Source organism: Micromonospora sp. NPDC049151, from assembly GCF_040648395.1.
Lineage (GTDB): Bacteria > Actinomycetota > Actinomycetes > Mycobacteriales > Micromonosporaceae > Micromonospora.
In genome coordinates this window covers 110089-130773 of record NZ_JBEZDP010000016.1, presented here as the reverse complement: position 1 = coordinate 130773, position 20685 = coordinate 110089, and the positions used below count along the sequence as shown (strand labels likewise).

At 74.4% G+C, this 20685-nt stretch carries 17 protein-coding genes; 12 read left to right on the top strand and 5 right to left on the bottom strand.

What is annotated here, in order from left to right; all coding sequences use genetic code 11:
- The first annotated feature begins 8 nt into the window (after positions 1 to 8).
- From AB0B20_RS19665 to glgB, 6 genes are all read left to right on the top strand, one after another.
- Positions 9 to 626 carry a helix-turn-helix domain-containing protein gene (locus tag AB0B20_RS19665; RefSeq protein ID WP_357472241.1) on the top strand — a complete coding sequence of 206 codons (618 nt, stop codon included), beginning with the start codon at positions 9 to 11 and terminating at the stop codon, positions 624 to 626.
- The gene (locus tag AB0B20_RS19660) at positions 623 to 1852 is read left to right on the top strand and encodes an NADH:flavin oxidoreductase (RefSeq protein ID WP_357472238.1); all 1230 of its coding nucleotides are present in this window, start codon (positions 623 to 625) and stop codon (positions 1850 to 1852) included. The genes AB0B20_RS19665 and AB0B20_RS19660 overlap by 4 nt, the downstream gene beginning before the upstream one ends.
- A gap of 14 nt (positions 1853 to 1866) precedes the next feature.
- Positions 1867 to 3579: a 3-ketosteroid-delta-1-dehydrogenase gene (locus AB0B20_RS19655; protein WP_357472235.1), complete on the top strand. Its 1713-nt coding sequence runs from the start codon at positions 1867 to 1869 to the stop codon at positions 3577 to 3579.
- A 109-nt stretch (positions 3580 to 3688) separates the two neighbouring features.
- Entirely contained in the window at positions 3689 to 4534 is an 846-nt protein-coding gene (locus AB0B20_RS19650) for an SDR family oxidoreductase (protein WP_357388945.1), read from the top strand.
- Between the two features lie 90 nt (positions 4535 to 4624).
- Positions 4625 to 6721 (top strand): maltotransferase domain-containing protein, encoded by a 2097-nt coding sequence (locus AB0B20_RS19645; protein WP_357472232.1) that lies wholly within the window; start codon positions 4625 to 4627, stop codon positions 6719 to 6721.
- Positions 6709 to 8811: a 1,4-alpha-glucan branching protein GlgB gene (gene glgB / locus AB0B20_RS19640; protein WP_357472229.1), complete on the top strand. Its 2103-nt coding sequence runs from the start codon at positions 6709 to 6711 to the stop codon at positions 8809 to 8811. The genes AB0B20_RS19645 and glgB overlap by 13 nt, the downstream gene beginning before the upstream one ends.
- A 66-nt stretch (positions 8812 to 8877) precedes the next feature.
- Here the strand turns inward: glgB and AB0B20_RS19635 are convergent, their stop codons facing one another.
- The gene (locus AB0B20_RS19635) at positions 8878 to 9918 is read right to left on the bottom strand and encodes a phosphatase domain-containing protein (protein ID WP_357388939.1); all 1041 of its coding nucleotides are present in this window, start codon (positions 9916 to 9918) and stop codon (positions 8878 to 8880) included.
- A gap of 118 nt (positions 9919 to 10036) precedes the next feature.
- Here AB0B20_RS19635 and AB0B20_RS19630 point away from each other — a divergent pair, with 118 nt between their 5' ends.
- From AB0B20_RS19630 to AB0B20_RS19615, 4 genes are all read left to right on the top strand, one after another.
- On the top strand, positions 10037 to 11641 hold the full coding sequence (locus AB0B20_RS19630; RefSeq protein ID WP_357472225.1) for a hypothetical protein: 1605 nt from the start codon (positions 10037 to 10039) through the stop codon (positions 11639 to 11641).
- 16 nt (positions 11642 to 11657) lie between these two features.
- Complete coding sequence (gene yaaA, locus AB0B20_RS19625) at positions 11658 to 12461, top strand: peroxide stress protein YaaA (protein ID WP_357472260.1); 804 nt, start codon at positions 11658 to 11660, stop codon at positions 12459 to 12461.
- Positions 12462 to 12570: 109 nt separating this feature from the next.
- Positions 12571 to 13218, top strand: coding sequence for a hypothetical protein (locus tag AB0B20_RS19620; RefSeq protein WP_357472222.1), 648 nt, complete (start codon positions 12571 to 12573; stop codon positions 13216 to 13218).
- 81 nt (positions 13219 to 13299) lie between these two features.
- A complete protein-coding gene (locus AB0B20_RS19615; RefSeq protein ID WP_357388933.1) occupies positions 13300 to 14241 on the top strand; it encodes a TAXI family TRAP transporter solute-binding subunit in 942 nt (313 codons plus the stop codon).
- Positions 14242 to 14248: 7 nt separating this feature from the next.
- Here AB0B20_RS19615 and AB0B20_RS19610 read toward each other — a convergent pair whose 3' ends face one another.
- Both AB0B20_RS19610 and AB0B20_RS19605 read right to left on the bottom strand, forming a co-directional pair.
- Positions 14249 to 15709, bottom strand: coding sequence for a HAMP domain-containing sensor histidine kinase (locus tag AB0B20_RS19610; protein WP_357472219.1), 1461 nt, complete (start codon positions 15707 to 15709; stop codon positions 14249 to 14251).
- A gap of 10 nt (positions 15710 to 15719) precedes the next feature.
- Complete coding sequence (locus tag AB0B20_RS19605; RefSeq protein ID WP_357388929.1) at positions 15720 to 16376, bottom strand: response regulator transcription factor; 657 nt, start codon at positions 16374 to 16376, stop codon at positions 15720 to 15722.
- An 84-nt stretch (positions 16377 to 16460) separates the two neighbouring features.
- On the opposite strand from AB0B20_RS19605, the gene AB0B20_RS19600 reads away from it, so the two are divergent.
- Together AB0B20_RS19600 and AB0B20_RS19595 are read left to right on the top strand one after the other, a co-directional pair.
- Positions 16461 to 16799, top strand: a complete 339-nt coding sequence (locus tag AB0B20_RS19600; RefSeq protein ID WP_357388927.1) for a DUF952 domain-containing protein — start codon at positions 16461 to 16463, stop codon at positions 16797 to 16799.
- A 64-nt stretch (positions 16800 to 16863) separates the two neighbouring features.
- Positions 16864 to 17406: an acyltransferase gene (locus AB0B20_RS19595; protein WP_357472216.1), complete on the top strand. Its 543-nt coding sequence runs from the start codon at positions 16864 to 16866 to the stop codon at positions 17404 to 17406.
- Between the two features lie 52 nt (positions 17407 to 17458).
- On the opposite strand, the gene AB0B20_RS19590 is transcribed toward AB0B20_RS19595, so the two are convergent.
- Together AB0B20_RS19590 and AB0B20_RS19585 are read right to left on the bottom strand one after the other, a co-directional pair.
- Entirely contained in the window at positions 17459 to 19207 is a 1749-nt protein-coding gene (locus AB0B20_RS19590) for a CDP-glycerol glycerophosphotransferase family protein (protein WP_357472213.1), read from the bottom strand.
- A gap of 191 nt (positions 19208 to 19398) precedes the next feature.
- Complete coding sequence (locus AB0B20_RS19585) at positions 19399 to 20682, bottom strand: nucleotide sugar dehydrogenase (RefSeq protein ID WP_357388921.1); 1284 nt, start codon at positions 20680 to 20682, stop codon at positions 19399 to 19401.
- Between the last annotated feature and the right edge of the window lie 3 nt (positions 20683 to 20685).

Sequence of the window (20685 nt, the reverse complement as noted above, 5' to 3'; positions counted from 1 at the left end):
CTGGCCCCATGGCCTCGGACAACTCGCCCGCGCGGCGCCGACGTGGCCGGCCCACGGTGCTCGATCCCGAAGCGGTCGGCACCGCGGCCCTGCGGCTCTGGGCGGAGAAGGGCTACGGCGCCACCGGCTGGGACGACATCTCCGCGGCCACCGGGGTCAGCGCCCGCACCCTGATGCGGCACTTCCCGTCCAAGGCCGCCCTCGCCTGGGTGGGGGTGCCCGCCGCCACCCGGCGGCTGACCGAGACGTTCCACACGCTGCCCCTCGACATCCCGCTGTCGGACGCGCTGCGCGCCGCCGTGGTGGCCTCCGTCTCCGACGACGCGCTCGTGCTCAGCGCGGGCGGGTACTGGATGCGGGTCGTCGCCGAGGAACCCGAGCTGGCGGAAGCCTCCGGCCGCGCCTACGCGCCCTGGACCGAGACCCTCGCCCGGGAGATCGCCCGGCGTCGGCCGGGAGCGCCGAGGGCGATCTGCCACGCCGTCGCCGCCGCGTACCGCGAGGCGGCCCAGGCCGCGCTGTACGACTGGGCCCACGGCGGCCCCGACGGCTCGCCCGCCCACGCCGTCGACGCCCTGCTGCGTCGGCTGGACATCCGCATCACCCCACCCGAGGAAGCCCCGTGACCGCCACGCGCCCGACTCCCGACCCGCTCGCCCCCGCCACCCTCGGTCCGGTTCGCCTGCGTAACCGGGTCATCAAGTCCGCCACCTTCGAGGGGGCGACCCCGGACGCCCTGGTCACCGACCGCCTGATCGAGTACCACACCGCTGTGGGCCGCGGCGGCGTCGGCATGACGACGGTCGCCTACCTCGCCGTCGCGCCCGAGGGGCGCACCGAACGGGGGCAGGTCTACTGGCGGCCCGAGGCGTTGCCCGGGCTGCGGCGGCTGACCGAGGCGGTGCACGCCACCGGCGCCAAGGTCAGCGCCCAGATCGGGCACGCCGGGCCGGTGGCGAACTCCCGCTCGAACGGGCTGCCCTCGCTCGCCTCGTCGGCGCGGTTCAACCCCTTGGCGATGGGCTTCGACCGCGCCGCGACGCACGACGACATCCGCCGCATCGTGGCCGCACACGGCAGCGCCGCCGCGGCGGCGCGCGAGGTGGGCTTCGACGCCGTCGAGGTGCACCTGGGCCACACCTACCTCGCCGGATCGTTCCTGTCGCCGAAGCTCAACCGACGCCGGGACGAGTTCGGCGGTGCGCTGGCCAACCGCGCCGAGTTCCCGCGCCGGATCCTGGCCGCCGTCAAGGAGGCCGTCGGCGACGACGTGGCCGTCATCGCCAAGATGAACATGAGCGACGGCGTACGCGGCGGTTTCGACCTCGACGAGTCGATCCCGTTCGCCCGGATGCTGCAGACCGACGGGCACCTGGACGCCCTGGAGCTCACCGGCGGGTCCTCGCTGCTCAACCCGATGTTCCTGTTCCGGGGCGACATCCCGCTCGCGGCGATGGCCGCGCCCCAGCCGCCGCTGCTGCGGCTCGGCATGAAGATGTTCGGCCGGTTCCTGTTCCGCGACTACCCCTACCAGCCGCTCTACTTCCGCGACCTCGCGCTCCAGTTCCGCCGGGAGCTGTCCATGCCGCTGATCCTGCTCGGCGGCGTCACCGACCTCGACGGGATGCGCACGGCCATGAGCGACGGCTTCGAGTACGTCGCGATGGCCCGCGCCCTGCTCCGGGAGCCGGATCTGATCAACAAGATCAGCCGCGACGCCACCACCCGGTCGCGCTGCACCCACTGCAACCTCTGCGCCGCCAGCATCTTCACCGGCACCCACTGCCCCCTGGACGCCGAGGGGACGACGGCGCTCGTCGCCGCCGGTACCCGGCCCGTCGTCGCCCCGTAGCAAGGAGTTCCCCGATGTCCGTACCCCGGCAGCCCCGGCCGACCTCCGTCGACCTCGTCGTGATCGGCTCCGGCACCGGCCTCGCCGCCGCGCTCAGCGCCCACGAGGCCGGCCTCTCCGTCGTGGTCGTGGAGAAGTCGCGCTGGGTCGGCGGCTCCACGGCGCGCTCCGGCGGCGCCTTCTGGATCCCCGCCAATCCCGTGCTGGCCGCCGAGGGCTCCGGGGACACGCCCGAGCGCGGCGCGGCTTACCTGGAGGCCGTCGTGGACGGCTCCGCGCCCGAACAGCGCTGGCGCAGCTTCCTGGAGCACGGCACCGCCACGATCGAGATGCTTACGCGGACCACCCCGATGCGGTTCCTCTGGGCCCGCGGCTACTCCGACTACCACCCGGAGCTGCCCGGCGGCACCGCCGAGGGCCGGAGCTGCGAGTGCCGCCCGCTCGACCTGAAGCTCCTCGGCGCCGACCGCGCGCGGCTGCGTCCCGCCGTCCTCTCCGCACCAGTGCCCATGCCGGTCACCGGCGCGGACTACAAGTGGCTCAACCTGATGGCGAAGACCCCGGTTCGCGCGCTGCCCCGCATCGTGAGCCGCCTCGCCCAGGGCCTCGGCGGCCTCGCGCTCGGGCGCGAGTACGCCGCTGGCGGTCAGGCCATCGCCGCCGGCCTCTTCGCCGGCGTCCGCCGCGCCGGCATCCCGGTCTGGACCGAGACGGCACTGGAGCGGCTCCTGGTCGAGGGGGACCGGGTCGTCGGCGCCGAGCTGCGCCACGGGGAGACGACGTTCGCCGTACGGGCCGAGCGGGGTGTCGTGCTCGCCACCGGCGGCTTCGACCACGACCTGCCGCTGCGGCACGCCCACCACCACCGCGACCTGGGCGACTGGAGCCTCGGCGCGGACAGCAACACCGGCGACGGGATCCGCGCCGCGCAGGAGGCGGGCGCCGGCACCGACCTGATGGAGCAGGCGTGGTGGTTCCCCGCCGTCGCGCCGGTCGGCGACGCCGCGCCGTCGGTGCTCCTCGCCGAGCGTTCCCTGCCCGGGTCGCTCATGGTGGACGGCACGGGCCGCCGGTTCGTCAACGAGTCCTGCGACTACATGACGTTCGGGCAGCGGGTGCTCGGCCTCGCCCGCGAGCGCGCGGCGCTGCCGGCCATGTGGCTGGTCTTCGACCAGCGGTACCGCAACAGCTACGTCTTCGCCGGCACGCAGTTCCCCCGCGCCCCGCTGCCGAAGTCCTGGTACGCGGCGGGCGTCGCGCACCGCGCGGGCACCCCGGGTGACCTCGCCCGGTCGATGGACGTGAACGCCGACGCGTTGAGCGCCACCCTGGCGCGGTTCAACCAGCTCGCCGCCGCCGGCGTCGACGAGGACTTCGCGCGTGGCGCGAGCGCGTACGACCGCTACTACGGCGACCCGACGATGACGCCGAACCCGAACCTGCGGCCCCTGGCCGGCACCCTGTACGCCGTCCGGGTCGTCCTGTCCGACCTCGGGACCTGCGGTGGGATCCGGGCTGACGGCCTCGGCCGGGCGCTGTCCGACGAGGGGACCCCGGTCCCCGGGCTGTACGCGATCGGCAACGCCGCCGCCAACGCCTTCGGCCGCACCTACCCGGGGGCCGGGGCGACCATCGGCCAGGGCCTGGTCTACGGCTACATCGTCGGGCGGCACGCGGCGGGCAAGCTCCCCGCCGACCAGGCCGAGGGTCGCCGGACGGCGAAATAGGCACGGTTTGCCGCGATCGCCGCACCCGGGGCCGCCCGGCGTGCCAGCATCCGGCAGGACGCACGGGGCCGACCCGGACCGGCCGTCGGCGAAGCGGAGAGGAACCGACATGGGTACGTATGCGGTGACCGGCGCGGCCTCGGGCATGGGCCGGGCGTCCGCCGAGCGGCTGCGGCGCGACGGGCACACAGTCGTCGGCGTGGACCTGCGGGACGTGGAGGTCGTCGCCGACCTCTCCACGCCGGCCGGACGCGCGGCGGCGGCCACCGAGGTGCTGGAGCGCGCCGGAGGGCGGCTCGACGGGGCGGTCTGCGCCGCCGGGCTCGGCGGCATCCCCGGCCGGGACCGGCTCGTGCAGCAGGTCAACTTCTTCGGCGTGGTGGAGCTGCTCGAGGCGTGGCGACCGACGCTGGCCGCCGCCGGCAACAGCAAGGTCGTGGTGTTCGGCTCGAACTCCGTCACGCTCACCCCGATGGTGCCGGAGCGCGCCGTGCGGGCCCTGCTCGACCGAGACGCCGGCCGGGCGCTGCGCGTGGTGGGGCGCTTCGGCAAGCGCTCGGCGCCGTTCGCGTACGCGAGCTCGAAGCTGGCGGTGACGCGGTGGGCACGCCGCGCCGCGATCTCGCCGGAGTGGGCCGGCGCCGGCATCCGGGTGAACGTCCTGGCCCCCGGCATCATCGCCACCCCGCTGCTGGAGGAGCAGATGGCCCGGGGCGAGAAGGAGGCGGTCGAGGGGCTGCCGGTGCCGATCGGCGGGCGCGGCAGGCCGGCGGACGTCGGCGAGTGGGTGGCGTTCATGCTGTCGCCGGCCGCCGACTTCCTCTGCGGTTCGGTGATCTTCCTGGACGGCGGCTCGGACGCCTACTTCCGCACCGACGACTGGCCCGTCTCCACCGGGCCGGGCGGGGTGCTGCGCTACATGCGGCGTGCCAAGGCGTGGCGGGCCCGGCGCTGACCCGGCAGGCCCGCCCACCCGGGTGGGCGCGTCGCCGTGGAAGCAGCGCGCAACCGAGCGCGAAAGGATCTCGCGCAGTAGGTTGAGCGGGTGACTGGACGGTTCCCGATCGAAGACGTCTCCCCCGTCGTCTCCTGCGGTCGCTACCCGGCCAAGGCAGTGGTCGGCGAGGTCGTGCCGGTGTCGGCGCGGGCCTACCGCGAGGGCCACGACGCGCTCGGGTGCAACGTGGTCTGGCTCGGCCCGGACGGCGCGGCCCGCCCGTTCACCCGGATGCGCCCGGGCGAGCCCGGCCAGGACCGCTGGCACGCCACCATCCGCCCGGACGCGGTGGGCCTGTGGCGCTTCGCCGTCGAGGCGTTTCAGGACCCGTACCTCACCTGGCAGAACGCGGTCACCAAGAAGCTCGCCGCCGGTCAGGGCGCGGCCGAGCTGGCGAACGACCTGGCCGAGGGCGCACGCGTGCTGACCGCCGCGCTCGACCTGGTGCCGAAGGGCGACCGTGAGCGCGTACGCGAGGCCGCGCGGGCGCTGACCGACGACGGGCTGGAGCTGCCGCGGCGGGTGAGCGCGGCGCTGGATCTGGCCGACCTGCTGTGGGAACACCCGGTGCGCGAGCTGGTCACCACCGGCGAGGAGCGCACGCTGTGGGTGGACCGGCCCCGGGCGCTCTTCTCCGCCTGGTACGAGTTCTTCCCCCGTTCCGAGGGCGCGACAGCGGCGACAGCGGACGCGCCCGCGCGTTCCGGCACGTTCGCCACCGCGACGCAGCGGCTGCCGGGCGTCGCGGCGATGGGCTTCGACGTGCTCTACCTGCCGCCGATCCACCCGATCGGCCGGGTCAACCGCAAGGGCCGTAACAACACGCTCACCGCCGGGCCGGACGACGTCGGCTCGCCGTGGGCGATCGGCGCGGCCGAGGGCGGCCACGACGCCATCCACCCCGACCTGGGTACGCCGGCGGACTTCCGCGACTTCGTCGCCGCCGCCGCCGAGCAGGGGCTGGAGGTGGCGATGGACCTGGCGTTGCAGTGCGCACCGGATCACCCGTGGGTCACCGAGCACCCGGAGTGGTTCACCACCCGGGCCGACGGCAGCATCGCGTACGCGGAGAACCCGCCGAAGAAATACCAGGACATCTACCCGCTGAACTTCGACAACGACCCCGAGGGCATCCGGGCCGAGGTGCTGCGGGTGGTGCTGCACTGGGTCGGCGAGGGCGTGCGGATCTTCCGGGTGGACAACCCGCACACCAAGCCGTTCGACTTCTGGCACTGGCTCATCGCCGAGGTCAAGAAGGCCGACCCGGACGTGCTGTTCCTGGCCGAGGCGTTCACCCGGCCGGCGATCATGCACGGGCTGGGCAAGGTCGGCTTCACCCAGTCGTACACCTATTTCACCTGGCGCACGACGGCGGCCGAGATGCGGGAGTACTGCGAGGAGCTGGTCGCCTCGGTCGACTGGATGCGGCCGAACTTCTGGCCGAACACGCCGGACATCCTGCACTCGTCGTTGCAGCACGGCGGCCCGCCGATGTTCAAGATCCGGGCGGTGCTGGCGGCGCTGCTGTCCCCCTCCTGGGGCATGTACGCGGGGTTCGAGCTGTTCGAGCACGTGGCGCGGCCCGGCGCGGAGGAATACCTGGACAACGAGAAGTACGAGCTGCGGCCCCGCGACTGGGACGCCGCGCTGGCGCAGGGCCGGTCGCTGGCGCCGTTCATCACCACGCTGAACCGGGTACGCCGGGACAACCCCGCCCTGCACCAGCTGCGCAACCTTCGGTTCCACGACATCGACAACCCGGCGCTGCTGTGCTGGTCGAAGCACGACCTCCAGACCGGCAACACGGTGATCGTGGTGTGCTCGTTCGACTCGCACGAGGTGCAGTGGGGCAACACCACGCTCGACATGCCGGCGCTCGGGCTGGACTGGCACGAACGGTTCACCGTGCGCGACGAGCTGACCGGCGCCGAGTACGACTGGGGGCAGCGCAACGCCGTGCGCCTCGACCCGTACCTGCAACCGGCGCACGTGCTCACCGTGCGCCGCCCGGCCGCGCCGGCCCCCGCCGATCCGGAGCACCCGGCCGCGCCCGACCTCACAGTCGAAGACGTACCCGCCGACCTCTCCGGCGGCACCGCCCCGACCGCACCGGCCGACAAGGACGACACCCGATGGACCAGTTGATCGCCGGCGAGGTACACGACCCGCACGCCGTGCTCGGCGCGCATCCCGCCGACGGGAGCACCACGATCCGGACGCTGCGCCGGGGCGCGGGCGAGGTGACGGTGCTCGTCGACGGCGACCGGCACCCGATGAAGCGGGTGCACGACGCCGGTGTCTTCGAGGCGGTGGTCCCCGGCGAGGTGCTCGACTACCGGGTCGAGGTGGACGGCACGACGCACGACGACCCGTACCGTTATCCGCCCACCCTCGGCGACCTCGACCTGCACCTGATCGGCGAGGGCCGGCACGAGCGGCTCTGGGCGGCGCTCGGCGCCCGGGTCTTCGACGAGGGCGTCGCGTTCACCGTCTGGGCGCCGAACGCGCGTGCCGTGCGGCTCGTCGGCGACGTGACCGGCTGGGCGCCGGACGACGGCTGGCCGATGCGGTCGCTCGGCTCCAGCGGCGTGTGGGAGATCTTCGTGCCGGGCATGCCGGTGGGCGCGCGCTACAAGTACCGCGTCCTCGGCGCCGACGGCCGGTGGCGGGACAAGGCCGACCCGATGGCCGCGCGCACCGAGGTGCCGCCGGCCACCGCGTCGGTGGTGCACGAGTCACGGTACGAGTGGGGCGACGCGGACTGGCTCGCGCGCCGGTCCCGGCAGGCCCCGCACCAGGAGCCGATGAGCGTGTACGAGGTGCACCTGGGCTCCTGGCGGCCCGGCCTCGGCTACCGGGAGCTGGCCGAGCAGCTCACCGCGTACGTGCTGGAGATGGGCTTCACCCATGTGGAGTTCCTGCCGGTGATGGAGCACCCGTTCGGCGGCTCGTGGGGCTACCAGGTCACCGGCTACTACGCGCCGACCGCCCGGTTCGGCGACCCGGACGACTTCCGCCACCTGGTGGACCGGCTGCACGCCGCCGGCATCGGGGTGCTCCTGGACTGGGTGCCGGCGCACTTCCCCAAGGACGAGTGGGCGCTCGCGCGCTTCGACGGCACCCCGCTGTACGAGCACCCCGACCCGCGTCGCGGTGAGCACCCCGACTGGGGCACGTACGTCTTCGACTTCGGCCGCAACGAGGTCCGCAACTTCCTCGTCGCGAACGCGCTGTACTGGCTGGACGAGTTCCACATCGACGGGCTGCGGGTGGACGCGGTGGCCTCGATGCTCTACCTGGACTACTCCCGCTCCGACGGGCAGTGGGCGCCGAACGTGCACGGCGGCCGGGAGAACCTGGAGGCCATCGCGTTCCTCCAGGAGGTGAACGCCACCGTCTACCGGCACCACCCGGGCGTGCTGATGATCGCCGAGGAGTCCACCGCCTGGCCCGGCGTCACGAAGCCGACCTCCGAGGGCGGGCTCGGCTTCGGCTTCAAGTGGAACATGGGCTGGATGCACGACACCCTGCTCTACACCTCGAAGGACCCGATCTACCGGCAGCACCACCACCATCAGCTCACGTTCTCGCTGGCGTACGCGTGGAGCGAGAACTACGTGCTACCGATCAGCCACGACGAGGTGGTGCACGGCAAGGGCTCGCTGACCGGCAAGATGCCCGGCGACACCTGGCAGCGGCTGGCGACGGTACGGGCGCTGCTGGCGTACATGTGGGCGCACCCGGGCAAGCAGTTGCTCTTCATGGGCTGCGAGCTGGCCGACGACAGGGAGTGGAGCGAGGAGCGCGGCCTCGACTGGTACCTCACCCACGACCCGGCCCGCGCCGGCGTGCAGCGCCTGGTGGCCGACCTGAACCGGGTCTACCGGGCGAGCCCGGCGCTCTGGGCGCAGGACACCGACCCGGCCGGTTTCCGCTGGATCGCCGGAGACGACGTCGCCAACAACACGGTGTCGTTCATCCGGATCGCCCCGGACGGGCAGACGCTGGTGTGCGTGACGAACTTCTCCGCGCTGCCGCTTGAGGACTACCGGATCGGCCTGCCCGCCGCCGGTACGTGGGCCGAGGCGCTGAACACCGACGCCCACCACTACGGCGGATCGGGTGTCGGCAACCTGGGCGAGGTGCACGCCGAGAACATCCCCTGGCACGGCCTGCCCGCCTCGGTCTCCCTGCGCGTCCCCCCGCTCGGCGTGCTCTGGCTCCGCCCGAGTTGATCATGAGGTTGACGCAGTTGTGGATCTCCACAAGGTCGTCAACCTCATGATCGACGCTGTGAGCGGTCAGACCAGGTCGGCTTCGCGCAGCAGCTTCCACAGGCCGGCGCCGTCGGGGGCGCTGAGCCACTTCTGGCCGATCGGGCCCGACGACGACCGTCCGGCCGGGGCGGGCAGGCTGCCGGCCAGCACCGACTGGGTCGGCGACAGCCGCCGGATCGCCACCCCCGCCACGTTGTCCGGGTGGGCGGCGGCGAACTCCCGGTAGATCTCCGGGTCGTGCTGCCCGTCGTCGCCGATCAGCAGCCAGCGCACCTCGGGAAACTCCCGGGACAGCCGGGCCAGTGTGGCCCGCTTGTGCTCCCGGCCGCTGCGGAACCACCTGTCCGCCGTCGGACCCCAGTCGGTGAGCAGCAGCGGCCCGGCCGGGTAGAGGTGCCGGGACAGGAACCGGGTGAGCGTCGGCGCGACGTTCCAGGCGCCGGTGGACAGGTAGAAGACGGGGGCGCCCGGGTGGGCGGTGGCCAGCCGCTCGTACAGCACGGCCATGCCGGGCACGGCGGTGCGGGCGTGCTCGTCCAGCACGAACGTGTTCCACGCGGCGAGCAGCGGCCGGGGCAGCGCGGTCACCATGACCGTGTCGTCGATGTCGGAGAGGATGCCGAAGCGGACGGCCGGGTCGAGGATGCGGACCAGCGCCTCCACCGGCTCGGCGTCGGCGACGCTGAGGCGTACGCAGCCCCAGCCGGGGGTGAAGTCGCCCTCGATCACGGTGTCGACGAAGCCGCTGCGGTCGGCTGTCACCTCCTGGCGCACGCCGTCGGCCTCGATCGTCACAGTGATGTGCTTGGCGGGCAGCGTGGCGAAGCTGCGCCAGCCCCGCACCTTGTCCAGCCGGCCCCGCCGCCGGGTGTCCGGACGCCCGAGCAGCACCCGGCAGAGCACGCGCGCCCAGCCCGGGGCGCCGTAGCCCGCGTACGCGATGATGTTGGGCTGCCACCCGGTGCGCCGCAACCGGCGCTCCACCAGGCCGTGCACGGCGTCCTCGAAGCGCGCGGCGCGGTGCAGTTGCGGAACGGCCAACTGGTCCGGTGGTGTGGGCGGCACACGGCAACAGTGCCACAACCGGCCCGGCCGGGCCACGCGAGTGATCCACGCCGATCCGGCCCGGCGCCGGCCGCCGCCGTGACAGACTGCGGTCGGGACGACGACGGGGGCGTTTGTCGTGTCGACGACGAAGCGGGACCCGGTGCGACCGCGTCCGGACGCGCCGGCGCTGGTGGCGCTGCTGCTCGGCGCCGCGGGGGTCGGCTACCGGCTGGTGCTGACGCTGCTCACGGTGCCCGCGTCCAACAGCGACGAGGCCACGTTCGGCCTGGCCGCGCTGCACATCGCCGGGCGCGGTGAACGGCCGGTCTTCCTCTACGGCCAGCGCTACATGGGCATGCTGGAGTCGTACCTGGCCGCGCCGCTCGTGGGCTGGGGCGGGCCGGCCTGGCCGCTGCTGCGGCTGCCGCTGCTCGCGCTCTTCGCGGTCTTCCTGTGGCTGGCGTACCGGCTGACCCGCCGCCTCTTCTCCCCCTGGCTCGCCGTCGCCGTGGTGGGTCTGCTGGCGCTCGGCTCGGAACGCGTGGTCCGCGACCAGCTCACGGCGGTCGGCGGCCGTCCCGAGGTCAAGCCGGCCGTGCTGGCGATGCTGCTGATCGCGGTCGCGCTCGGTGACCGGCGGATCCGGCACCACTGGCTGGCCACCGGCGCGTTCGGGCTGCTCGCCGGGCTGGCGCTCTGGTCGGACTGGCTGATCGCGCCGTACCTGCTGGTGGCGGTGGTGGTGCTGGCGGTGGCGGTGCCCCGGGACCTGATCGGCTGGCCGGGCGTGCTGCTGGTCGTGGGCTTTCTGGCCGGGATCGCCCCGGTGATCAAGGACAACCTCGTCGCGCCGCCCGGACAGGACTCGCTGTCGGTGTTCCGCGAGATCAGCACCAAGGAGGGGGTCGCGCCGCCGCTGGCCGAACGGCTGCGCGGCGGGCTGCTGGAGGGGGTGCCGCTGGCGTCCGGCATGTGCCCGATGGACGGCTGCGCACGCTGGGCGCAGTGGTTCGGCCTGCTCTACCCGGTGCTGCTGGTGGCCGCCGCCGCGCTCGGCCTGCGCGCGTACCGCCGGGCCGCCGACCATGCCGCGCGGGTCCGGGCCGCGGCGATCCTCGGCCTCGTCGCGGGCGCGGCGCTGACGCTCCTGGCGTACGTGCGCAGCCCGCTCGCCGCGACCGACCCGCTCGGCAACGCCCGCTACCTGTCGGTGCTCCAGATCTCGCTGCCGGCCGTGCTGTGGCCGCTCTGGCTGGCCGCCGCGCACGCGCTGCGGGCCACCGCCGGACGGGCCGCCCGGATCGGCGGCGTCACGGCGACTGTGGTGCTGGCCGGGCTGACCGCCGCCACGCTGGCCGGCACCGTGGCGTTCCTGGCCGGTGTGCCGGGGGTGCGGGACGAGGAGCGCACCGCCCGCCGCCTCGCCGACACGGTGGAGAGGGCCGGGCTGCGCGAGGTGTACGGCGACTACTGGACCTGCAACCGGCTGATCTTCAACACCGGGGAGACGGTCGCGTGCGGGGTGCTCGACGGCGCGCTCACGCCGGGGCAGAACCGCTATCCGGCGTACTGGCGGCGGGTGGCGCGCGCCCAGCGGCCCGGGTACGTGGTGACGGCCGGCTCCCCGGCCGAGCGCACACTGCGGCGGCTGCTGGGCGATCGGGCCGACGCGGCGGTGGTCGCCGAGGTGGGCGGCAGTCGCGTGTACCACCCCGCACGTGCCGTGCGGCCGTGGCGCTGAACCCGGCCCGTACGCTGTGCCGGTGCTCATCCTGTTGCCCCCGTCGGAGGGGAAGGCCGAGGCCGGCACGGGCCGCCGGCTGGACCTGTCCCGGCTGTCCCTGACCGAGCTGAACCCGGCCCGGGAGGCGGTCCTGACCGCGCTCGTCGACCTGTGCGCCGGGCCGGACGAGGCGGCGGCCCGGACCGCGCTGGGCCTGACCGGGGGGCAGCGCGGCGAGCTGCGGCGCAACGCCCGGCTGCGGGAGGCGGCCACCGCACCGGCCGGGCGGCTCTACACCGGGGTGCTCTACGAGGCGCTCGGCCTGGACACGCTGCCCCCCGACGCGCAACGGGCGGCCCGCCGCCAGGTGCTGATCAGCTCCGGGCTGTGGGGCGCGGTACGGCTCGCCGACCGGATCCCGCCGTACCGCTGCCCGATCGGGGCGCGGCTGCCGGGGCTCGGTGCGCTGTCGGCGTACTGGCGGGAGGCGCTCGGCCCGGTGCTGGAGCCCGCCGCCGGACGCGGCCCGGTGCTGGACCTGCGCTCCGGCGCGTACGCGGCCACCTGGACGCCGCGCGGCGCGCTCGCCGCACGCACGGTGACGGTGCGGGTGCTGCACGAACGCACCGTGGACGGCACGCCCACCCGGTCGGTGGTGAGCCACTTCAACAAGGCCACGAAGGGCCGGCTGGTGCGGGATCTGCTGCTCGCCGACGCCCGGCCGCGCACCGCCGGCGCGCTGGTGGGGGCGCTGCGGGAGCTGAAGTACACGGTCGAGGAGGCGCCCCGGGCGGCCGGCCGCCCCCGGCAGGTCGACCTCGTGGTCACCGAACTCTGAGGCGCGCGCTTCCCGCAAATTTTGCTCAAGGCTCGGGCGCAGCGGTTCCCGGTCCGGCGCTCGGGGGCCACGGTAGAGACACCCCGAATCTGACCGAGGAGCCGCGCCGATGCTCACCACGCTGCTCGACCGCCCGCGCCCGTCGCCACCGCCGCTGGACTGGCTGACCCTGACCGACGCCTTCGAGATCGCCTGCATGGTGCGCTGCACGCCGCCGCCGGCCGCCGGCGTACGCCGGCTCGGCTCCGGACCGCACCGGGGCGGGATCGCCGAGTTCAACCGCGAGGACGCGGCACAGCGGATGCGGCAGCTCCTGGGCCGCCTCGACGTGCCGGTGGAGCACGAGCTGACCACCGGCGGCCTGCGCCGCCGCTACGAGCTGCACCGGCTCTCGGTGCCGCAGCAGCACCGGGCGGCGTACGCGAATCTGCTGGCCACGGGCTGGCGGCAGGGCCGCCGGGAACTGCTCGGCGGGCCGTTCCCCGGCGCCTCGGCGGCGCGGCGGCTGTGGCGGCCCCGGCTGGCCGCGGCGGCCTGGCGGGCGGCGCTGCTCGCCGGCGGCCGGCACGTACGCCGGCACTGCCTCGGCATCCGGCTCGCCGACCGCGACCTGGCGGCGGTGCTGGTACGCGGGGCGGCGCTGCTGGACGTGCCGGCGGCGCTGCGCCCCGGCTCGGGCTGCTTCCTCGTGGTGGTGGCGAACGGCGAGCACCGGGACCGGATCACCGAGAGCGCGGAGCTGGCCCCGGCGAACTGACCGGCCCGGTCCGGGCTCCCGGGCGGCAGGTGCACGGTCCGGGCTTGCGCGGCGACGGGTGCACGGCGCAGAGTGCAGCCCGTGAGCCGACACTGGCCTGTGCGCGCCGCCGCCCCGCTCGTGCTGGTGCTCCTGCTCGTCACCGGGCTCACCGCGTGCCGGGACGAGCCGTCCGAGCCGACCCGCATCCGGATCGCGACCGGCAGTCCCACCGCCGTCTACCACGCCTTCGGCCAGTCGCTCGCGGCGCTGCTCAACCGGGAGCTACCAGGCGTGCGGGCCGAGGTGGTGGTCACCGCCGCCTCGGCCCAGAACGTCCGGCTGGTCGGCGGCGGGGAGGCGGAACTGGGCTTCACCCAGGCCGACGTGCTGCCGCCGCGCGAGCCCGAGCACCCGTCGGTACTGGCTGTGGCCCGGGTCTACGACGACCTGCTGCACCTGGTCACCCGCGCCGGCGGGCCGATCCGCACGCTCGGCGACCTGCGCGGCCGGCGGGTGTCGGTGGGCGCCGACGGCTCCGGAACGGAGATCACCGCGACCCGCCTGCTGGCGGTGGCCCAGCTCGACGGCGACCGGATACGCCAGGAGCACCTGGGGCTGGACGACTCGGTGGCGGCCCTGCGCGAGGGACGGATCGACGCGTTCTTCTTCTCCGGCGGGCTACCCGTGCGCGGCGTCGCCGACCTGGCCCAGCGGACCTCGCTGCGGATCGTCGACCTGGGCGCCTGGACCGAGCCGCTGCGCCGGGCGTACGGGCAGGTCTACGTGACCCGGGACGTGCCGCGTTCGGTGTACCGGGCCGACCCGGTCAGCACCGTGGCGAACCCGAACTACCTGATCGTCCGCGCCGGCCTGCCCGCCGCGCTGGTGCGGGAGGTGACCCGGCTGCTGATGGACCGCCGGCAGGAGCTGGCCGCAGCCCACCCGGCGGCCGGACGGATGAGTCCCCGGTCGGCCATCGTCACCACCCCGCTGCCACTGCACCCGGGCGCGGCGCAGTGGTATCGCGACGCGAAGCCCTGACGACGGGTCAGCGCCAGACCGGCCCGACGGCCTCCGGCGGCCCGACGGCCTCGGGCGGGCCGGCGACCTCGGGCGGGGCGACGACCTCGGGCGGGCCGGGGGCGGGCGCCGGGAACCACAGCTCGGCGACGAGGCCCCGGGGCTCGCCCTGACGCATGGTGAGCCGGCCGTCGGAGGCGTCCACGAGCACCGCCGCGATGGTCAGGCCGAGACCCACGCCGTCCACGTTCTGCGCGTCCGGCGCCCGCCAGAACCGCTCGGTGGCCTGGTCGAGCTGGCTCGCCGTCATGCCCGGGCCGGTGTCGCCGACGGTCAGCACCGTCCCGCCGCCGTCGGCGCGTACGGTCACCGTCACCTCTCCCCCGGCGCCGCTGAACTTCACCGCGTTGTCGATCAGGGCGTCCAGCGCCTGGTCGATCGCGGTCGGCACGGTCCAGGCGTACACCGGCGCGTCTGTCGCGTCGAGGCGCAGCGCGACCTCGCGGTGCCGGGCCAGCGGCAGCCAGGCCGCCACCCGGGAGGCGGCCGTGGCGGTGGCGTCCACAGTGACCCGCTGGTTCTCCTCCCGCTCCGCACGCGCCAGGGTGAGCAGCGCGTCGAGCACGGTGGCGAGCCGGTCGGTCTCCTCCAGCGCCAGCCGGTGCTCGGCGCGTCCGTCCGGGTCGGTGAGGCTGGGACCCAGTTCCTCCACCCGCAGGCGCAGCGCGGTGAGCGGGTTGCGCAGCTGGTGGCTGGCGTGCGCGACGAAGGCGCGTTGCCGGTCCATCACGTCGGACACCGCGTCGGCCATGTGGTTGAAGCTGGTCGCCAGCCGGCGCAGTTCGGGCGGGCCGAGCCGGGGGCGGACCCGCGCGGCGCGGCGGCCCTCGGCGATCTCGTGGGTGACCGCGTCCAGCTCGGTGACCGGGCGCAGCACCCAGCCGGCCAGCCCGAACGCGGTCGAGACGCAGGCCAGCACCGCCAGCAGCCCGATGCCGGCCAGCAGCAGCCACCACACGGTGACGGAGCGGCGCACGCCGTCCGCCGGGCTGGTCGTGACCACGGCGCCGAGCACCTCGCCGCCGTCGTTGATCGGTACGGCCGTCACCACCGGCCCGCTGTCCCAGGGCCACACCGACTCCGGGCCGCTGAACTGCTGTCCGGAGAGCGCGGTGTCGAGCGCCGGGCCGGCACCCTCGTCCGGCTTCCAGCCGGACGAGGCGACAACGGTGCGCCGTTCCCGGTCCACCACCGCCGCGCCGATGCCGTACAGCGCGTCGTAGGCGGCCAGTTCCCCGTCCAGCGGGCCGGAACCGCCACCGCGCAACGCCGGTCCGGCCAGCGAGGCGAAGCGGGTGGCGTCGGCGAGGCGGTCGGCGCGTACCCGGTCGGTCTCCCGGGTCGCGAGGGTGGCCGCCAGCGGCGTCTCCAGGGCGAGCAGGACCAGCACCATCAACAGCAGGTAGCTGATCACCAGCCGGCGGCGCACGGGCCCCTCCTCACGCGTCGCGGAGCCGGTAGCCGACCCCGCGTACGGTCTCCACCAGCGTCGGGTCGCCGAGCTTGCCGCGCAAGGACCCGACGTGCACCTCGACGGTGTGCCGGTCGGCCCAGGTGGTGCCCCAGACGTCGAGCAGGATCCGCTCGCGCGGCACCGCCACCCCGGGCTGGCGGGCCAGGGACAGCAGGATGTCGAACTCCTTGCGGGTCAGCGTGACGTCCCGGCCGGCCACGTTCACCGTCCGGCCGCCCACGTCGATGCGGACCGCCCCGGCCTCGATCAGGTTGCGCTGCGGCGCGGTGTGGGCGGCCCGCCGCAGCACCGCCTCGATCCGCGCCTGCAACTCCACCATGGAGAACGGCTTCACCACGTAGTCGTCGGCGCCCAGTCGCAGCCCCAGCACCCGGTCGCGTTCCTCGCCGCGCGCGGTCACCGCGATGATGCCGAGCCGGCTGCTGCGCCGCCGCAGCTCGCGGCACAGTTCGGTGCCGTCGCCGTCGGGCAGCCCCAGGTCGAGCAGCACCAGGTCGCAGGGGGCGGCGGAGAGCGCGGCGGCCACCGTGGCGGCGTGTTCCACCTGGTAGCCGCGCCGGGTCAGCGCCGACGACAACGCCGCGGCGACCCGGCGGTCGTCCTCGACCAGGAGGATCCGCACCCGTGCCTCCCTCCGCTCGACGTGTTGCCCTGCGAATGGTGGCAGACGCGCCGCCGGGACGCGAGGCCGCTCTAGGCTGCGGTGGTGATCTACAAGATTCTCACCGACGACGAGTGGGCGCGGGCACGGGCCGACGGGCGGTTCGCCGGCACCGCGATGGACCGGCAGGACGGCTACGTGCACCTGTCCGCCGCCGACCAGGTGGTGGAGACCGCGCGGAGGTTCTTCGCCGGGGTCACCGGCCTGACCGTGCTCGCGGTGGACGAGTCCCGGCTCGGCGACGCGCTGCGCTGGGAGGTGTCCCGAGGCGGCGCGCGGTTCCCGCACCTGTACGCCGCGCTGCCGGTGGACGCGGTGGTCGCCGCGCACCCGCTGCCGGCCGACCGGCCGGCCGCCGACGCGGTGGCCGAACTGCTCGGGTGAGCGCTCGTTATGCTGCGTCGAGCCCGCCCGTCGGCGCGACGCGCCCTGCATGATGCGAGTTGAGATGACTGACAGCAACGACCGGTCCGCCTCCGTCTTCGTCCACCCGACGGCCGACGTGGAGGACGGCGCCCAGGTCGGCGACGGCACGAAGGTCTGGCACCTGGCGCACATCCGGTCCAGCGCCCAGGTCGGCGCCGGCTGCGTGATCGGCCGCAACGTCTACGTCGACGCGGGCGTCACCGTCGGCGACCTGGTGAAGATCCAGAACAACGTCTCGGTCTACCAGGGCGTGACCATCGAGGACGAGGTGTTCGTGGGCCCGTGCGCGGTGTTCACGAACGACTTCCGCCCCCGCGCGCAGAACCCGGACTGGACGATCACCCCGACGATGGTCCGCCGGGGCGCGTCGATCGGCGCGAACGCCACGCTCGTGTGCGGCATCGAGGTCGGCGAGTACGCGATGATCGCCGCCGGCTCGGTGGTGACCCGCGACGTCAAGCCGTACCAGCTGGTGGCCGGCAACCCGGCCCGCCCGAAGGGCTGGGTCGACGCCAAGGGCGAGGTCGTCTCCCGCGACGTCGACAACCCGCCGCACCAGGGCTGAACGCGCTACGGGGCGGCGACCGCGCCGGTCGTCGCCCCGTAGCCGGTACGCCTCAGCCGCAGAGCCGGCCGATCTCGTCCCGGAACCGGTCCATCGGGTTCGACCCGGCCGGACCGAGCAGGTACTCCTTCAGCTCCCGCCGCGCCCCGGTCATCGGGTCGTCGCCGGCCCGGGTCACGTCGAGGATCTTCGTCAGCTCGCCGCAGTCCGCCGAGAGCAGGTACGCCGCCCGCGCGGTCGGGAACTGCCGCCGGAACTCGTCCTCGGGCAGGCCGGCCGGGTTGGCCACCACGTACGGCCGCTCGCTCTGCACGAAGTCGGAGACCACGCTGGACACGTCACTGACCAGCAGGTCGGTGACGTTGAAGCAGTCGAACAGCCCCGGCGTGCGGCCGGTGACCACCAGGTGCGCGGCGCCGTCCAGTGCGGACGGCTCGGTCTCGCCGCCGGCCGCGCTGATCCGGGACACGATCCGCTCGTGCGCGGCGCGGGCCTTCGGCGAGCGCGTCCCGGTCAGCGGGTGCGGCTTGTAGATCACCCGCACGTCCCCGGCGGCGAGCAGGCCGGACACGATCCGCTCCCCCATCAGCACCAGCGAGGTGTGGTACGGGTCGTCGTCGAGCCAGCCCTCCCAGGTCGGCGCGTACAGCACCGTGAAACGGTGGTCGGCGGCGCCGGAGCCGAACGTGTGCACCCCGGCCAGCTGCGGCCGGCCGATCTCCACGATGTCGCGGTCCAGCACGCCGACGTCGGCCCGCGCGTACCGTTCCCGCCCGGCCGGACCGGCCACCCAGACCTCGTCGTACACCTTGCTGTACGGGTTCACACTGGCCTGCTTGTCGCTGTCGCCGTGGCCGACGAAGACGTGCTTCACGCCCGGCTCCCGCAGCAGGTGGATGTTGGCGCCGACGTTCGCGGCGTACAGCGCCACGCGCAGCGAGCTCAGGTCCAGGTTCATGAAGTCGACGCCGGCCGGCACGCAGATCACCGGCAGCCGGGTGTCGGCGAGCTGCCCGAACGCGTCCGCGGCGCGCAGCAGCACGACCGCGCGGCGGCCGGTCGCCTCCACCGGCGCGAGCCACATGTTGGCCTGGTAGACGTCCTTGGCCGGGCCGGCGAAGTAGAGCGCCACCTCGGGCCGTTCCCGGGCCATCCAGTCGTGCACGGCGGGCAGCACACCCGGGGCCTTGCCCCGGCCGCGCAGCGCGGTGAGCGCCAGCACCGCGGCGGTGACCAGGCCGGCGGCGAGCGTGACCAGGCCGGTGACCACGACCGGGGCGACCCGGTCCAGCGCGGCGGCGAGCACCGCGGCCGGCACCAGCAGCACGTTCAGCAGCGGCATCTGCAACCCGGCCAGCCGCCGCGCCCAGGCCGGCGGCACCGGGACCCGCCGCAGCGCGCCGAGGTCGATGTTGCGGGTGTACGCCGGCGGGTCGACCCGGCCGTCGATCACCTTGGTCACCGCGCCGGTGGCGACCGCGACCGTCCACAGCGCGGCGGACAGCAGCAGGACGGCGACGGTGCCGGCCACGCCGGGGCGCACCGTGGCGACCACCAGCAGGACCACCGACAGATCCCGGACCAGCCGCCGGAAGGTGGTGCCGAGACCGGCCTTGTCGAGCAGCGTGGCGGTCCCGGTGTGCCGCCCGGCCAGGGCCAGCTCACCGGCGACGGCGACCACCGCGGCCACCGCGTACGGGACCACCAGGCCGAGGACTCCGGCGAGGACCATGACCGCGTAGCCGAGAAGCGTCGCGCCGACCGCGGCGAGACCCTGCTGGCTGCGTACTCTGCTGAACAACGACACGCTCCCTGTCTGCCCCACCGATGTCGGTCCGGGTCGATTTCCGACGGCTGCGACCCTAAACGGATCACATGACACAAGTATTGCCGGGGTGTCCGGCAGATGAACTCCGCACGGCGTGATTGCGACGGCGGCACGCGACGGGCCCCGGCCGTCCGCGACGGCCGGGGCCCGTGGAGCCTCTGGGGTCAGCCCCCGATGACCACCCGGCGCACGCCGGTCCAGCGCGCCGGGTCGGTGACCCGGCGGCCGTCGACGAGCACCGTCACGCCCGGCAGGTCGGCCGGGGCGAGGGTGCGGTACTCCGCGTGGTCGGCCTGGATGACGGCGGCGCCGAGCGGCTCGCCGTCGTAGCCGGGCAGGCCGTGCGCGACCAGCTCCTCGTTCGTGTACATCGGGTCGGAGACGTACGGCACCGCACCCCGGCGGCGCAGCGCCTCCACGGTCGGGAAGACACCGGAGAACGCGGTCTCCTTCACGCCACCCCGGTAGGCGGCGCCCAGCACCAGCACGCCCACCCCGGTCAGGTCGCCGTACGCGGCGGCGAGCAGGTCGACCGCGTACTCCGGCATGGCCGCGTTCGCCTCGCGGGCCGAGCGGACCACTGTCGCGGCCGGGTCGTTCCACAGGTACATCCGCGGGTAGATCGGGATGCAGTGGCCACCGACCGCGATGCCGGGCGAGTGGATGTGGCTGTACGGCTGCGTGTTGCACGCCTCGATGACCTTGGTGACGTCCACGCCGACGGTGTCGGCGAAGCGGGCGAACTGGTTCGCCAGGCCGATGTTCACGTCCCGGTAGGTCGTCTCGGCGAGCTTGGCCAGCTCGGACGCCTCGGCCGAGCCGAGGTCCCAGACGCCGTTGGGGCGGTCCAGGTCGGGGCGCTCGTCGAAGTCGAGCACCGCCTCGTAGAACCGGACGCCGTGCGCGGCCGACGCCTCGTCGATGCCGCCGACCAGCTTCGGGTAGCGGCGCAGGTCGGCGAAGACCCGGCCGGTGAGCACCCGCTCCGGGCTGAACACCAGGTGGAAGTCGGCGCCGGGGGTCAGGCCGGAGCCCTCGGCGAGCATCGACGCCCACCGGTTACGGGTGGTGCCGACCGGCAGCGTGGTCTCGTAGCTGACCAGCGTGCCCGGCTTCAGCCCACGGGCGATGGCCCGGGTGGCGTCGTCCATCCAGCCGAAGTCCGGCACGCCCTCGGCGTCCACGAACAGCGGCACGACCACGACGACCGCCTCCGACTCGGCGACCGCGGTGGCGGTGTCGGTGGTGGCCGACAGCAGGCCGGCGGCCACCGCCTCCTTGAGCTTGACGTCCAGGTCGGCCTCGCCCGGGAAGGGCACGGCACCGTCGTTGACCAGCTGGACGACCCGCTCGGAGACGTCGGCGCCGATCACCCGGTGCCCCTTCGACGCGAACTGCACGGCCAGGGGAAGACCGATCTTGCCGAGCGCGACGACGCAGATGTTCATGAA